Annotated in this window: 12 protein-coding genes; 8 read left to right on the top strand and 4 right to left on the bottom strand. The window is 67.8% G+C overall.

What is annotated here, in order from left to right; genetic code table 11:
* Positions 1-6 precede the first annotated feature (6 nt).
* Positions 7-2,253, bottom strand: coding sequence for a transglycosylase domain-containing protein (locus ABEA10_RS39885; RefSeq protein ID WP_345473065.1), 2,247 nt, complete (start codon positions 2,251-2,253; stop codon positions 7-9).
* A 436-nt stretch (positions 2,254-2,689) separates the two neighbouring features.
* Positions 2,690-3,088 (bottom strand): DUF5318 family protein, encoded by a 399-nt coding sequence (locus ABEA10_RS39880; protein WP_329248711.1) that lies wholly within the window; start codon positions 3,086-3,088, stop codon positions 2,690-2,692.
* A 185-nt stretch (positions 3,089-3,273) separates the two neighbouring features.
* Between ABEA10_RS39880 and ABEA10_RS39875 the strand changes: the two genes are divergently transcribed.
* From ABEA10_RS39875 to ABEA10_RS39840, 8 genes are all read left to right on the top strand, one after another.
* On the top strand, positions 3,274-3,846 hold the full coding sequence (locus ABEA10_RS39875; RefSeq protein ID WP_329248714.1) for a PadR family transcriptional regulator: 573 nt from the start codon (positions 3,274-3,276) through the stop codon (positions 3,844-3,846).
* Between the two features lie 46 nt (positions 3,847-3,892).
* Positions 3,893-4,972: an inositol-3-phosphate synthase gene (locus tag ABEA10_RS39870; protein ID WP_329248716.1), complete on the top strand. Its 1,080-nt coding sequence runs from the start codon at positions 3,893-3,895 to the stop codon at positions 4,970-4,972.
* 709 nt (positions 4,973-5,681) lie between these two features.
* Positions 5,682-7,487, top strand: coding sequence for an ABC transporter substrate-binding protein (locus tag ABEA10_RS39865; protein WP_345473061.1), 1,806 nt, complete (start codon positions 5,682-5,684; stop codon positions 7,485-7,487).
* A 182-nt stretch (positions 7,488-7,669) separates the two neighbouring features.
* Entirely contained in the window at positions 7,670-8,758 is a 1,089-nt protein-coding gene (locus ABEA10_RS39860; RefSeq protein ID WP_345473059.1) for an ABC transporter ATP-binding protein, read from the top strand.
* Positions 8,755-9,825, top strand: coding sequence for an ABC transporter ATP-binding protein (locus tag ABEA10_RS39855; protein WP_345473057.1), 1,071 nt, complete (start codon positions 8,755-8,757; stop codon positions 9,823-9,825). Before ABEA10_RS39860 ends, ABEA10_RS39855 begins: the two co-directional genes overlap by 4 nt.
* A gap of 9 nt (positions 9,826-9,834) precedes the next feature.
* Positions 9,835-10,821, top strand: coding sequence for an ABC transporter permease (locus ABEA10_RS39850; protein ID WP_345473055.1), 987 nt, complete (start codon positions 9,835-9,837; stop codon positions 10,819-10,821).
* A gap of 11 nt (positions 10,822-10,832) precedes the next feature.
* Positions 10,833-11,777 (top strand): ABC transporter permease, encoded by a 945-nt coding sequence (locus ABEA10_RS39845; RefSeq protein ID WP_345473053.1) that lies wholly within the window; start codon positions 10,833-10,835, stop codon positions 11,775-11,777.
* An 81-nt stretch (positions 11,778-11,858) separates the two neighbouring features.
* Positions 11,859-13,163 carry an MFS transporter gene (locus ABEA10_RS39840; RefSeq protein ID WP_345473051.1) on the top strand — a complete coding sequence of 435 codons (1,305 nt, stop codon included), beginning with the start codon at positions 11,859-11,861 and terminating at the stop codon, positions 13,161-13,163.
* 57 nt (positions 13,164-13,220) lie between these two features.
* Here the strand turns inward: ABEA10_RS39840 and ABEA10_RS39835 are convergent, their stop codons facing one another.
* Positions 13,221-14,486, bottom strand: a complete 1,266-nt coding sequence (locus ABEA10_RS39835; RefSeq protein WP_345473049.1) for an adenosylmethionine--8-amino-7-oxononanoate transaminase — start codon at positions 14,484-14,486, stop codon at positions 13,221-13,223.
* Positions 14,487-14,510: 24 nt separating this feature from the next.
* Complete coding sequence (locus ABEA10_RS39830) at positions 14,511-15,935, bottom strand: CCA tRNA nucleotidyltransferase (protein WP_425551023.1); 1,425 nt, start codon at positions 15,933-15,935, stop codon at positions 14,511-14,513.
* Between the last annotated feature and the right edge of the window lie 7 nt (positions 15,936-15,942).

Raw genomic sequence — 15,942 nt, 5'->3', positions numbered from 1 at the left:
GTCAGGCTATTCGTCGATCGGCCTCGCGGCGCGGGCGTTCGGCCCCTGTCCTCCGTTGTTGTTCCCGTCCGGCGGCGACTCGCAGCCGACGATGCGCTTGCAGGTCGGCGATGCCGGAGGCGAGGTCTCCGGACAGTTCGGCCGGGTCGGGTGCAGAGTGCAGTTCGGGTTCTGGTTGCCGCCGTCGCCGGGCTTGCAGTTGTCCCTCATCGGGCTCTGGTTCGGCAGGCAGGTCGGCGTCGGGGTGTTCTCCGGCGTCGGCTTCGTGGTCGGCTTCGCCGTGGCGAACGCCTGATCGTCGCCGACGTACGCCGGCGGCGGGAAGGTTGTGACTTCCTTGCCCTGCAGCGCGGCGCTCATGTAGTCGTGCCAGATCCGCGCCGGGAAGTCGCCACCGTTGACCCTCGGAATTCCGCCGATGCCCACCATCGGCAGATAGCGGCCGGCGCGCTTGTGCTTGCCCTTGGAGATCGGATCGTCGTATCGCCACATGCCGACCGAGGTCACTAGTTGCTTCGCGGTGAAGCCGTTGAACCAGGCGGCCTTGTTCTCGTTGGTGGTACCGGTCTTACCGGCGACCTCCCGACCGGGCAACGCGGCCCGGAAGCCGGTGCCGCCCGTCTTGACCACGGACTGCATGGCGAACTGCGTGTCGTGCGCGACGTCGGCGCTGAACGCCCGCCTGTGCTCGATGTCCTTCCACTTCGACTGCAAGTACGGGTGACTCTGGGCGTCCAGGACACGGCGGATGCTGTGCGGACGGATGTACTCACCGTCGTTGGCGATCGTGGCGTACCCGGTCGCCTGGTTCAGCACGCTCATCGAGGACTGGCCGAGGAAGAAACCTGCCTGGCCGACGTGCGGCTTCATCGCGTCCCCGGGCAGCCCGGCCTTCTCGGCGAGGCTTTCGACATTGTCCGAGCCCGCCTTGTATCCGAGCGGCACGTAGACCGTGTTGTAGGACATCTGGGTCGCCGTGATCAGGTCCACGATCGGGTTCGTCGGGTTGCCCTCGTCGTTGTGCACCTGGAACGCGTCACTGGAGGAGCCGGGCGATACCCGGTCGCCCTTGGTGTCGATCCAGGCGGGCGCGGTCGCGTCGAACTGGCTCTTGAGCCCGATGCCCTGGCTGAGCGCGGTGGCGAGCACGTACGGCTTGAAGCCCGAACCCACCTGTGCCGTCGCGTAGAAGGCGTCGTCGACGTACCGCTTCAGGTAGTCCTTGCCGCCGTACGCCGCCTTGATCTCACCGTTCTTGGGGTCGATCGAGACGAGACCGACGCGGGTGTCGCTGGGCAGATGGTTCGCGGTGAGGGTGTGCTCCACCGCCGTCTTGGCCTTCGCCTGCAGCCCTTGGTCCCACGTGGTGTAGATCTTCAGGCCCTTGGTCTCCAGATCCGCGTCGGAGATGCCCATGTTGTGCATGGCGTTCTTCGTGCGCTGGAGCAGGTAGCCCTTCTGCCCGGCGTAGGTCTCGGAGTCCTTGCGAGCGATCGTCATCTTGGGATGGTCTTTGTACTTGGCGTAGTCGGCCGGGGACAGCTTCCCCATCTTGACCATGCCGTCGAGCACAAAGTTGTACCGCGCGATGGCGTCGGCGTGCTGCTTGCCCTTGCTACGCGGGTCGTAGTACGTGCTTCCCGAGCCATCGTCCGGCTCTTTGATCGCGGCTGCCAGCACTGCGGCCTGCTGGACCGTCAGGTCCTTGGCGTGGACGTTGTAGTAGGCCTGGGCCGCAGCCTCGATGCCGTTCGCGCCACGCCCGAAGTAGATGGTGTTGAGGTAGTTCTGCAGGATAGTCTGCTTATCCTGCTGCTTGCCGACCTTGACGGCGATGAACAGTTCCTTGAACTTACGCGTGATCGTTCGCTGCTGGTTCAAGTAGGCGTTCTTGACGTACTGCTGGGTGATGGTCGAGCCACCCTGCGTGTCACCGCCGGCCAGGTTGTTGGCCATGGCGCGGGCGATGCCGGTCGGGGAGATCGCCGACTCGGAGTAGAACTTGCGGTCCTCCGCAGCCAGTACGGCGTTCTGCATGGCCGGCGAAATCTGGTCGAACCGAACGATCGTGCGGGAGGACCCGATCTTGCCCATCACGGTCTTGCCGTCGCTGTAGTAGATCGTCGAGCCCTGGATCGTCGCGTCGGCGTTCACCTTGGGCACCTTCACCATGGCGTACGCGACACCGAACATGCAGATGCTGGCGAGCGTGCCGATGCCCATGGTGGCGAGCACGAGCTTCCAGGAGGGCATGAAGCGCCGCCAGCCGGTCGCGGGGGGCTCGCCACCGCGCGGGCCGCGTCCGCCTCCTCCGGTGCCGCCGTTGGCGGCGCGCCGCCGCCCCGGGCCACCGGGACCACCGGCGCCTCCAGGACCGCCGGGACGTCCCCCCGGACCGCCAGGACGCCGTGGCGGGCCGTCACCGCGGCGGGGCGGGCCTCCGTAGCGTTCGAGGCCCCCTGCGGGCGATCCGCTGGGCAGGGATGGCATGTCCGACCGCCCGACCGGCGTCTGCGGTCGGGTCGGTGGGGTGGGCCGTTCTCGTCCCCGCTGCCCGTACTCTGGCCCGTAATCGCTTCCGTAACTCACGCGACCTCGTTCACTGGGGTACGGCGGTCAATCCGTCCGACAGTACTGGGGTGGGCAAGCGACCGAGACCACCACTCGGGGTTTCCACGCCGGAACGCGGCTACGAGCGTGCGGTTCTGCCCTCGTCGGAGGGGGCCTCCCCATGCCCTAGTACGTACGAGAGAGTCAAGTGGTTCCAGCCACAACTTTGGCACACTTCGACCACATACGCCCGGAACTCCCCAAATTCGTGGGCCATCTGCTGGAGCTCCGGGGTGGCCTTGACGCGTCCGGCGTAGCGGCCCAGCTGGTCACCGTAGACGTACGTCACATGCGTGAGCCGCTCTTTCCGGCAGACGGGGCACACCTTCTCGGTCGGCTCCCCGTGGTACTTGGCGGCCCTCAGGAGGTACGGGTGCGCGTCGCAGGCGTCGTCGACGGTCAGCCCGCCGGAGAACAGGTCGGACAGGGTGGCCCGCCGGGCGAGCCCGTAGTCGACGACCATTCGCTGCGACCACATGCCAGCAGAGTACGACGCACCGCAAGGCCGGCCCCAGCCCCGGGCTCGCTCCTCTCTCGCCCGAGTCACGGAAACCCCGTCCGCGTGGGCGCTTGCGGCCGCTTACCCGTCGCCGTATCGTTCTGATGTATCGGTTCGATACATTCGAGCGATACATCGAGGCGAGTGGTCGGACGGAGGGGTGCATGAGAGGCAAGGGTGGCGAGCTCGAGCTCGCAGTGCTCGGGCTGCTCCACGAGTCCCCGATGCACGGCTATGAGCTGCGCAAACGGCTCAACGCTCTGCTCGGCATGTTCCGCGCCTTCTCCTATGGCTCGCTCTACCCCTGTCTGAAGCAGCTGCTCGAACAGGGGTTGATCACCGAGGACGACCAGGAGCCCGCCGTGGTCCGGCCCGCCGCGACCCGCCGTTCGAAGATCGTGTACAAGCTCACCGCCGAAGGAAAGGAGCGCCTGCAGGAGCTCCTCTCCGAGGCGGGCCCCGCTTCCTGGGAGGACGAGGGCTTCGGGGTGCATTTCGCCTTCTTCGCCCACACCCGCGCCGACGTACGGCTGCGGATTCTCGAAGGCCGGCGCAGCCGCCTCGAGGAACGGCTGGAGGGCGTACGTGCCGCGCTGGCCCGCACTCGGGAGCGAGTCGACAACTACACGCTCGAGCTGCAACAGCACGGGCTGGAGTCGGTCGAGCGCGAGGTCCGGTGGCTCAACGAGCTGATCGGGCGCGAGCGCGCACAGCAACAAGAGGAAGAGAACCGCTGAGAGACGCGAGCGCGTCCCGGCATCAAGAGAAAAAGGAGCACCCCGCATGGGTTCAGTGCGCGTCGCCATCGTCGGTGTCGGCAACTGCGCGAGTTCGCTCGTCCAGGGAGTCGAGTACTACAAGGACGCCTCGCCCGACACTCGTGTTCCCGGCCTGATGCACGTCCAGTTCGGTGACTACCACGTCGGTGACGTGGAGTTCGTCGCCGCGTTCGACGTGGACGCCAAGAAGGTCGGCCGCGACCTGTCCGAGGCGATCGTGGCCAGCGAGAACAACACGATCAAGATCTGCGACGTCCCGCCGTCCGGGGTGACCGTACAGCGCGGCCACACCTTCGACGGCCTCGGCGAGTACTACCGCGAGATCATCCAGGAGTCCGACGAGACCCCGGTCGACGTCGTGCAGGTCCTCAAGGACACCAAGGCCGACGTGCTCGTGTCGTACCTGCCGGTGGGCTCGGAGGAGGCCGACCGCTTCTACGCACAGGCCGCCCTCGACGCCAAGGTCGCGTTCGTCAACGCGCTGCCGGTGTTCATCGCCAGCGACCCCGCCTGGGCCCAGAAGTTCACCGACGCCGGCGTCCCGATCGTGGGCGACGACATCAAGTCCCAGGTGGGCGCCACCATCACGCACCGTGTGATGGCCCGTCTGTTCGAGGACCGCGGGGTCGAGCTGCTGCGCACGTACCAGCTCAACTTCGGCGGCAACATGGACTTCATGAACATGCTGGAGCGCAAGCGCCTCCAGTCCAAGAAGATCTCCAAGACCCAGTCGGTCACCTCGCAGATCCCGCACGAGATGGCAAAGGCCGACGTGCACATCGGCCCGTCCGACCACGTGCCGTGGCTCGACGACCGCAAGTGGGCCTACGTCCGCCTGGAGGGCAGGTCCTTCGGTGACACGCCGCTGAACCTGGAGTACAAGCTCGAGGTCTGGGACTCCCCGAACTCCGCCGGCGTCATCATCGACGCGGTGCGCGCCGCGAAGATCGCCAAGGACCGCGGCATCGGCGGCCCGATCCTGTCGGCGAGCTCGTACTTCATGAAGTCGCCGCCCGTCCAGTACAACGACGACCAGGCCCACCAGGCGGTCGAAGACTTCATCGCCGGCAAGGTGGAGCGGTAGCGAACGAGCGAGCGGAGTGGGTGGTGAGGTACGAGCCGCCCGCGAAGCGAGTGAGGAGCTACCGCGACCGGAAGCACGAGCGGTAGCGAACGAGCGAGCGGAGTGGGTGGTGAGGTACGAGCCGCCCGCGAAGCGAGTGAGGAGCTACCGCGACCGAAAGCACGAGCGGTAACGAGCGCTAACGAGCGAGCTGCCGCGCCGAGGATACGAACGGTAGCGACGCCGGTGAGCGGAGAGTCACCGTCACCGCGGATGTGAGCGGTGGCTTCCGCGACGCCCCAGGAGGCCCGCACGCGATTGCGCGTGCGGGCCTCCTGATGTCGGCGTTCTGGGGCGACCGGCCTACAATCCCCTTGATGGACGGCCGTGACCTGCTAGAACGCCAAGGCCTTATCTCAGGCGCTCCAGCGTCGGCCGTCTGTCGCAACGGGAATGCGAGAGAGGAAAGGGCTCGACCAGAGCGGATACGCCGGCCAGGACTCCCCCAGGTTTTTGCGACACGTAGTGCGATGCCCCATTAACGGTATGTCGTCACGTTGTCACGGGCTTGTCTCGCGATCTGAACGGTTGAGTAACCAGTCCCACTCTTTACCAATCTGAGCTGGACAGTGACTCCGGCTCAGGGTGTTCTCGCACCTTGAGGCGTGCCTGCCCCGGCATGCTTTGACCCCATAGCGTAAGACGGCCGCAAGGCCGGAGGAGGGCGTACATGACTGGTAGAACGACGGGGCTAAAGGCAGCGGCCGCCATCGGCGCGCTCGCTGTCGGCCTTGCCGCCTGCGGCGGCGGCAGTGGTGGCGGCGGCGGCTCTGATGACGGCAAGCCCAAGAAGGGCGGCACGCTGAAGATCGTCGGTGCCGGTGGTCAGGAGAACCTGGACCCGACCAGCGCCTACAGCACGGTCTCAAGCGCCCTCCAGCGGACCTACTCGCGCCAGCTGTTCGCCTACCCCGCGTCGAAGGACCCGAAGGCGGCCAGCACCCCGGTGCCGGACGCTGCGGCCGAGATGCCGACGGCGGAGAACGGCGGCATCAGCAAGGACGGCCTGACCTACAAGATCAAGGTCCGTCAGGGCATCATGTGGGACTCGCAGCCGCCGCGGCCGATGGTCGCCGGCGACTTCGTGCGGGCCTTCAAGCACATGTGCAACCCGGCCTCCCCGGTCGGTGCGCCGAACTACTACGTGCCCAACATCAAGGGCATGCAGTCGTACTGCGACCCGTTCCTGAAGGACAAGAAGCTCCAGCAGGACCCCAAGGGCATCGAGAACTACGAGAACAGCCACGACATCTCCGGTGTCAAGGCGCTCGACGACTACACGCTCCAGGTCACGCTGACCAAGCCCGCCTCGGACTTCATCAGCCTGCTGGGCATGACCTTCGCGTCGGCCGTGCCGGTCGAGTACTACAAGTACGTGCCGGGCAGCCCGGACCAGTTCCGTCACCTGGTGTCGGCCGGTCCGTACAAGGTCACGGTGTTCAACCCCGGCAAGCAGATCGTGCTGGAGAAGAACACCAACTGGAAGCAGGAGACCGACCCGCTGCGCCACCAGTACGTGGACCGCATCGAGGTCACCGAGGGCCAGGAGTCGCCCGAGACCGTCCAGCAGCAGCTTGAGGGCGGCAACGCCGACATCTCCCTCGACCAGCCGGTGCCGGCGTCGGCGCTCGGCCGGCTCGCGTCCAAGAACGACCCGAACCTGACGGTCAACGGCCCGCCGGTCTCCAACCCGTACCTGGTGTTCAACTTCCGGAGCCCGAACGCCAACAAGGCGATGTCGAAGCTCAAGGTGCGGCAGGCGATCGAGTACGCCATCAACAAGGTGGCGCTGGCCCGCATCTACGGTGGCCCGAAGTACAACACGCCGCTGAACACCATCATCCCGCCGGACAGCGTCGGCTACCAGGACTACAACCTGTACCCGACGAACGGCAGCCAGGGTGACCCGGCCAAGTGCAAGCAGATGCTCGCCGAGGCCGGCTACCCGAACGGCCTCAAGGTCAAGGCCGCCTACCGCCAGGCGGGCAACCACCCGGCGATCTTCCAGAGCTACGCGCAGGACATGAAGGCGTGTGGCATCACCGTCGAGGGCGTGCCGGTTCCGCAGGCCGACTTCTACACGCAGTTCCTGCAGAAGACGGACAACACGCTCGCCGGCAAGTGGGACGTCGCCGCTCCGGGCTGGGTGCCGGACTGGTTCGGCAACAACGGCCGTGCGGTCATCTCCCCGCTGTTCGACGGCCGCAACTGGGCCGATGGCACCTCGAACTACGGTGACTACAACAGCCCCACCACCAACGGTCTCATCGACAAGGCCCTCACCGCCAAGACGACGGACGAGGCCGCGAACTTCTGGCACCAGGCCGACCAGCAGATCATGAAGGACGCGGCGATCGTGCCCTTCATGGCGCAGAAGACCCCGTGGTACCACTCCTCGAGGGTCAAGGGCGCCACGTGGCTGCCGATCGCTCAGCAGTTCGACTACACCAACCTGTGGATCAGCTCCGGTAGCTGACGCACCACAGCGAGTATGGCGGCCGGGCGCGTCGGTGGCGGCGAGCCCGGCCGCAGTGCTGTACGACGGCTCAAGTGAGCCGGGCCGCGTACTCGCTAGACGGTGATGTCGCAGGCAGAGCCGTTATCAGGTAGACATGCTGTGGCTCTTAGATGAGGCGCTAGTTTTTCGAAGGGGAGGACATGAGCCTTCTCGAGGTTCGAGACCTAAAGGTCTCTTTCGACACATCTGACGGATTGGTCCAGGCCGTCCGCGGAGTGTCGTTCACCGTCGAGCGAGGAAAGACACTTGGGATCGTCGGTGAGTCAGGATCCGGGAAAAGCGTCTCGACCCAGACGCTTCTTGGCCTGACGGCAGGCGCTCTGATCGATGGGGAGGCCCTCTTCGAGGGCCAGGACCTTCTGGCCATGACCGACGAGCAGCTTCGTCGCGTCCGTGGCAAGGAGATCGCGATGATCTTCCAGGACCCCCTGTCGAGCCTCCACCCGCTCTACAAGGTGGGCAAGCAGATCGTCGAGATGATCCGGCAGCACGAGCCGGACGTCACCAAGGCCCAGGCCCGCAAGCGGGCGATCGAACTTCTCGGCATGGTCGGCATTCCCGAGCCCGGCCAGCGCGTCAACGACTACCCGCACCAGTTCTCCGGGGGTATGCGTCAGCGCGCGATGATCGCCATGGCGCTCGCGCTCAACCCGAAGCTCATCGTCGCGGACGAGCCGACCACCGCGCTCGACGCGACCGTCCAAGCCCAGATCCTCGACCTCATGCTGCGGCTGCAGCGTGAGTTCGACACCGCGCTCATCATGATCACGCACGATCTCGGTGTGATCGCCGACCTCGCCGACGACGTGTTGGTGATGTACGGCGGCAAACCGGTCGAGCACGCGGACCGGCGGTCGCTCTACTACCGACCCCACCACCCGTACACCAAGGGCCTGCTGGAATCGATCCCCGGTTCGACCGGCGCCAAGACGCGGCTCAAGCCGATCGCCGGGCAGCCGCCCTCGCTCATCAACCTCCCGACGGGATGCGCCTTCCACCCCCGGTGTGAATACGTCATGGACCGTTGTGTTCCGGAGGAGCCGCCGCTGACGGCCGTGGGCGACAAGGACGGCTTCCCCGACCTGGGGCACACCTCCGCGTGCTGGCTGCCCAAGGAGGCCGCCGGTCTGGACGCGGAGGCCGACCGCCTGCGGCAGGAGGCCGCCGAGCTCGGCCGGTCGGCGGATTCGCCCGCAGCTACCGTCGTGGACGCCGGGGAGGCGCAGTGAGTCAGGACGCGGACGTCCTCGTTGAGATCGACGACGTCTACAAGCACTTTCCGATCAGGCAAGGGATCATCTTCAAGCGCGAGGTCGCCCGCGTGCACGCGGTCGACGGCGTCAGCCTGCGGATCCGACGCGGCGAGACGATCGGCATCGTGGGTGAGAGCGGCTGCGGCAAGTCGACTCTCGCCCGTTGCATCACCGGCCTGCATCCCATCACCAAGGGCCGGATCGTCTTCGACGGCCAGGACATCTCCCAGCTGCGCGGCCGGCAGCTCAAGCCGTTCCGCCGCGACGTGCAGATGATCTTCCAGGACCCGTACGGCTCGCTGAACCCGCGCCGCCGGGTCGGCGCGATCATCGGTGACCCGTTCGACATCCATGGCATCGCGTCGGGCGCCGACCGCAAGAAGCGCGTCCAGGAGCTGATGGAGCTCGTCGGCCTGAACCCCGAGCACTACAACCGGTTCCCGGCGGAGTTCTCCGGCGGACAGCGGCAGCGCATCGGCATCGCGCGGGCGCTGGCCCTCAAGCCGAAGCTCATCGTCTGCGACGAGCCGGTCTCCGCACTCGACGTCTCGATCCAGGCCCAGGTCATCAACCTGCTGAAGGACCTGCAGGAAGAGCTCGGCCTGACCTACGTCTTCATCGCACACGACCTGTCGGTCGTGCGCTACGTCAGCGACCGGGTCGCGGTGATGTACCTCGGCAAGATCGCCGAGTACGCCGAAGGCGAGGACCTGTACGAGAAGCCCCGTCACCCGTACACCAACGCGCTGCTCTCCGCGGCCTCGATCGCCGACCCCGACGCCGCCGAGCGCCGGGAGCGCATCGTGCTCACCGGCGACGTGCCCTCGCCGATCCGGCCGCCGTCCGGCTGCCGGTTCCACCCGCGCTGCCCGAAGGCACAGCCGAACTGCGTCGAGCTCGTACCTGAGCTGACCGCACGGGACGGCGACACCGCGGACCACGTGACCGCGTGTCACTACCCCGTCGATCCGGCCGAGAACCTCGCCACCGAGGAAGCGGCGATCGAGCAGCTGTCCACTGAGCCCACGCTCCCGAGCGCATAGGTATCGATCATGAGCCTCACTGATCTCGAAGCCGAGGCCTCGGTCCCGCCCGCGAGCGAGGAGCCCGACGGACGCAAGATCGAAGGCCGCAGCCCCTGGCAGCTCGCCTGGGCCCGCCTCCGCCAGGACAAGGCCGCGATGACCGCCATCGTGGTGATCGTCCTGCTCATCGTCATGGCGCTGATCGCGCCGCTCATCGCCAAGTGGGTGGGCTACGCCCCCGACTTCGGCGACCGCAAGCTGGGCCAGACCGCCGACGGCCTGCCGGTCGGCCCTAACGGCCACCACCCGCTCGGCACCGACCGGCTCGGCCGCGACATCCTCGTCCGCGCCGTGTACGGCGCCCGGATCTCGCTTCTCGTCGGCCTGGTCTCCACGCTCCTCGCCGTCATCTTCGGTGTGATCATCGGCTCGGCGGCCGGCTACTACGGCGGCGCCATCGACACGATCCTCGCCCGCTTCATGGACGTGACGCTGTCGTTCCCGTACCTGCTGTTCGCCATCGCGCTCGCCGCGGCCTTCGGCGCCAGTACCCCGCTGACGATCTTCGTCATCACCTTCTTCTCCTTCGCCTCGATCGGCCGGATCGTGCGAGGGCAGGTACTGCAGATCAAGGAGCGGGAGTTCATCGAGGCGGCCCGGTCGCTCGGCGCCGGCAGCGTCCGCACGATGTTCATCGACGTGATCCCCAACCTGATCGCGCCGGTGACCGTGCTCGGGTCGATGACGATCCCCACCGCGATCATCTTCGAGTCGACGCTGTCGTTCCTCGGCGCCGGCATCGACCCCCGCACGCCGAGCTGGGGCAACATGCTCTCCGACGCGACCGAGACGTACACGGTCGCGTGGTGGACGCTGTTCATCCCGGCGCTTTTCCTGCTCATCACCACGCTGGCCTTCAACATCCTCGGTGACGCCGTACGGGACGCTCTCGACCCGCGGGCCGAGCGGCTGTTCGCGGCGCAGAAGGCCAATCGGAAGAAGAAGAGGAAGTAGGGAACACCGATATGTTTCGTTTCCTGATCCGACGGATCCTCTTCGGAATCCTGGTCCTGTGGATCGTCACCCTGGGCGTGTTCATCCTGTTCTTCGCCACGTCCAAGGACCCGGCGGCCCGTTTCGCCGGCAAGTCCGCGACCCCGGCCACGCTCGCCCTGGTCCGGCACCGGCTGGGTCTGGACGACCCGCTGCCGGTGCAGTACTGGCACTTCCTGACGCGGCTGCTCCACGGCGACCTGGGCTACTCCTTCGCCACGCAGGCCTCGGTCACCAGCATGATCAAGCAGGCGCTGCCGGCCAGCCTGTCCCTGATCCTGGGGGCGGCCGTCCTGTGGCTGGCGGCCGGCCTCGTCGCCGGTGTCATCAGCGCGACACGCGCCCGCACGCTCCTCGACCGTGGCATCACCCTGTCGGTGCTGGTGGGAATCTCGATGCCGGCGTTCATCGTCGGTATGACCCTGCAGTACGTTCTGGCGGTCAAGCTGCAGATCTTCCCGCAGACCCAGTACAAACCGCTCGGGGAGAACCCGGTGCAGTGGTTCGAGCACATGATCATGCCGTGGATCACGCTGGCGCTGCTGCAGTCGGCCATCTACACCCGGCTGACCCGCGGCTCGCTACTGGACGTGCTCGGTGAGGACTACATTCGCACCGCCCGCGCCAAGGGCCTGCGAGAACGGCGTGTCATCTACCGGCACGGCCTGCGGTCGGCCCTGACGCCGGTCGTCACCCAGGCGGGTGTCGACATCGGCGTCCTGATCGGCGGCACGCTCGTCACCGAGACCGTCTTCGGCCTGCAGGGCATCGGCCAGATGACCGTCCAGTCGCTGACCAACGGCGACCTGCCGGTCATCATGGGCGTCGTGCTGATCGCCTCGTTCTTCGTGGTGCTCGGCAACCTGGTCGTCGACGTCGTCTACTCCTTCCTCGACCCGCGCGTCCGGCTCTCCTGACGCTGGTTCTCGCCACGCGGCCGGTCGCCTCCGTACTGGGGCGACCGGCCGCTTCGCGTTCCGCTGCCCTACGCTGTGCTGGTGTCATACGCGTCGGATCTGCGGCTGGTCCTCAAAGGGCGGGACTTTCGCCGACTCTTCGCGACGCGGATCGTCTCCGCGCTCTCCGACGGCGTGTTCCAGGTGGGTGTCGCCGGGTATGTCCTGTTCTCCCCCGAGCAGGAGGCGACGGCGGCGGAGGCGGCCGTCACGGCGGCCGTGCTACTCCTGCCTTACTCCGTGCTCGGGCCGTTCGTCGGCGTCTTCATCGACCGCTGGCGGCGCCGGCAGATCCTCGTCCACGCACCGCTGATCCGGGCGCTCCTGCTGGTCGTCACCGCGGCGCTGCTGGTGTACGCGCGCCGCGAGGGGCCGTTCCTGTTCGCCGCGCTCCTGGTGCTGGGGGTCAACCGGTTCTTCCTGTCCGCGCTGTCGGCCGCGCTGCCGCACGTGGTGGGCCGCCAGGAGCTGATCACCGCGAACGCCGTGTCGGTCACCTCCGGGACGATGGCCTCCTTCGTCGGCGCGGGTGTCGGCTACCTGCTGCGGCTGGTGTTCGGCGCCGACCGGCACGGCACGGCGCTGATCCTGTTCTGTGCCGCCGCGGCGTACGTCGCGACGTCGGCCATCGCAACGAGGCTCGGCCGCGACCTGCTCGGCCCCGAGCTGCGGACGGCCCGCCCGGAGGCTCGTGAGGCGGTGCGGCGGGTGCTGCGCGGCCTGCTCGACGGCGCGCGGCACGTACGCGACCGCCGTCCCGCGGCGTTCGCCCTCGGGGCGATCGGGGCGCACCGCTTCCTGTACGGCATCACGACGATCATGACGGTGCTGCTGTTCCGCAACACCTTCACCGGCAGCGCCGAGGCGGGCATGGGCGGCTTCGCGCTCGCCCTCGTCGTCTCCGGCGCCGGCTACTTCCTGGCCGCCGTGGTCACGCCGCTGGTCACCGAGCGGATCAGCAAGGAAGTGTGGATCACCGTGCAGCTGGCCTTCGCGGCCGTGGCCGAGGTGGTGTTCGGCGCGCCGTTCGCGGCGTTCCCGTTCATCGTCGGCGGCTTCCTGCTGGGCCTCGCCGCCCAGGGCGTGAAGCTGTGCGTGGACACGATCGTCCAGACGATCATCTCGGACGCCTACCGGGGCCGCGTGTTCTCGTTCTACGACATGATCTTCAACGGCCTGTACGTGGCGGGCTTCGCGGTCGCCGCGATCATCCTGCCGCCGAACGGTAAGTCGTACGGCGTCCTGATGCTGATCGGCTGCGGTTACGCCATGGCTGCGGCGGCGTACTGGCTGGGCGCCAGAAACCAGAGGAATGTTGCCACCGCCGGTAGTGACCTGAGCCCATGAGCAAGTCTGCTCGGGCGGATGACTCCGGACATGACGTATCCCATCCTGCATGTCTGATCAGGTGTGGGCGGCGGCGACCATGGCGGTGGTGATGCGGTGGACGTCGCCGGGCTCGGTGACGTACGGGGGCATCGTGTAGATGAGGTTGCGGAACGGGCGGAGCCATACGCCCTCGCGCATCACCGTCTCCTGGACGGCCGCGACGTCCACCTCCTCGACCATCTCGATCACCCCGATGGCGCCCAGCACCCGCACGTCGCGCACGCCCGGCAGGGCCCGGGCCGGCGCCAGGCCCTCGGTGAGCCCCTTCTCGATGGCGGCGACCTCGGTCCGCCAGTCGCGCTCGCGCAGCAGCTCGATCGATGCCACCGCGACCGCGCACGCGAGCGGGTTGGCCATGTAGGTCGGTCCGTGCATGAGCACTCCCGCCTCGCCCTCGCTGATCCCCCGCGCCACCCGGTCGGTGCACAGAGCCGCCGCCAGGGTGAGGTATCCGCCGGTCAGCGCCTTGCCGACGCACATGATGTCGGGCGACACGCCCGCGTGCTCGCAGGCGAAGAACGCGCCCGTACGGCCGAAGCCGGTGGCGATCTCGTCCAGGATCAGCAGCACGTCGTGCTCGTCCGCGAGCGAGCGCAGCAGCCCGAGCCACGCCGGATCGTAGAAGCGCATCCCGCCGGCGCCCTGCACGACCGGCTCCACGATGATCGCGGCCAGCTCGTCCGCGTGCGTCGCCACCAGCCGCGACAGCTCCGCGGCGTACCCCGGCTCGTACGCGCTGGGCGGCGGCGGCGCGAACACGTGGCGCGGCAGCAGATCCGCGAACACGTGGTGCATCCCGCCGACCGGGTCGCACACCGCCATCGCCCCGAACGTGTCGCCGTGATAGCCGCCGCGCACCGTCAGCAGCCGCGACTTCGACCCGCGTCCGCGCGAACGCTGGTACTGCAACGCCATCTTGATCGCGACCTCCACCGACACCGATCCGGAGTCGGCGAAGAACACCTTCGTGAGCGGCTCCGGCGTGAGGGATATCAGCAGCCGCGCCAGGTGCACCGCGGACGGGTGCGTCAGCCCGCCGAACATCACGTGCGCCATGTCCCGCAGTTGCCCGGTCACCGCCGCGTCGAGGACGGGATGCCGGTAGCCGTGGATCGCCGCCCACCACGACGCCATGCCGTCCACCAGCTCACGGCCGTCGGCCAGCGTCAGGCGTACGCCCTGGGCCGAGACCACCGGATGGACCGGCGTGGTGGCGGGCATGGGGGAGTACGGGTGCCAGATGTGCTCACGGTCGAAGGCGAGAAGCTCGTCGGCGGACATGCGTCCCCATGATGGCAGGGCCGGTCAGCCCTGGTCACGCCACCACTCGCGCAACGCCTTCGCTGCCGCCTCCTTGCCGATCGGCCCCTGGTCCAGGCGCAGGTCGAGCAGGAACTTGTAGGCCCGGCCGACGGCCGGTCCCGGCTTCAGGTCGAGGATCTGCTGGATCTCGTGCCCGTCGAGCTCAGGACGGATCTTGGCGAGCTCCTCTTCCTTCTCCAGCCGCGCGATCCGGCGTTCGAGGTCGTCGTAGGTGCGCGCCAGCGCCGCCGCCTTGCGCTTGTTGCGCGTCGTGCAGTCGGCGCGGGTCAGCTTGTGCAGCCGCGACAGCAGGGGACCCGCGTCGCGTACGTAGCGCCGCACCGCCGAGTCGGTCCACTCGCCCGTGCCGTACCCGTGGAACCGCAGGTGCAGCTCGACCAGCCGCGACACGTCCGCGACGACGTCCTTGGGGTAACGCAGGGCGGTGAGCCGCGCCTTGCTCATCGAGGCGCCGACGACCTCGTGGTGGTGGAAGGTGACCCGGCCGCCGTCGACGAACGAGCGGGTCTTCGGCTTGCCGATGTCGTGCAGCAGCGCGGCCAGCCGCAGGATCAGGTCCGGGCCGTCCTTCTCCTGCGCGATCGCCTGCTCCAGAACGATCAGCGAGTGCTCGTACACGTCCTTGTGCCGGTGGTGCTCGTCGATCTCCAGCCGGAGCTTGGGCAGCTCCGGCAGCACTCGCGCGGCCAGGCCCGTGTCGACCAGGAGCGACAGGCCCTGGCGCGGGTGCGCCCCGGTCAGCAGCTTGGACAGCTCGTCACGGACCCGCTCGGCCGAGACGATCTCGATCCGGCCGGCCATCTCCGTCATGGCCGCCACGACCGCCGGCTCGACGGTGAAGCCGAGCTGGGAGGCGAACCGGGCCGCACGCATCATCCGCAGCGGATCGTCGCCGAAGGAGTCCTCCGGGCGGCCGGGCGTGCGGATCGTCTTGGCCCGCAGGTCGGCCAGCCCGCCGTACGGGTCGACGAACTCGTGTCCGGGCAGCCGGGTGGCCATGGCGTTCACCGCGAAGTCGCGGCGTGCGAGGTCTTCGGTGAGCGACGTGCCGTACGCGACCTCCGGCTTGCGCGACTTCGGGTCGTAGGACTCGCTGCGGTACGTCGTGATCTCGATCTGGTGGTCGCCCTTGCGCAGGCCGATCGTGCCGAACTCGATGCCGATCGTCCACACCGCGTCGGCCCAGCCGTTGACGATCTGGAGGATGCGCTCCGGGTGGGCGTCGGTGGTGAAGTCGAGGTCGCTGACCGGACGCCCCAGCAGAGCATCGCGTACGGGGCCGCCGACCAGCGCCAACTCGTGGCCGGCCGCGGCGAAGACCCGGCCGAGATCGTTGGCGAGGGGGGCCACGCGGCTCAGCAGTTCGCTGATCGCTGCGGCCGGATTGGAGGTCAGTTCGTTCGACACGGCAATC

The organism is Actinoallomurus oryzae (assembly GCF_039541955.1).
GTDB lineage: Bacteria > Actinomycetota > Actinomycetes > Streptosporangiales > Streptosporangiaceae > Actinoallomurus > Actinoallomurus oryzae.
This window is presented reverse-complemented; position numbering and strand designations above follow the sequence as displayed.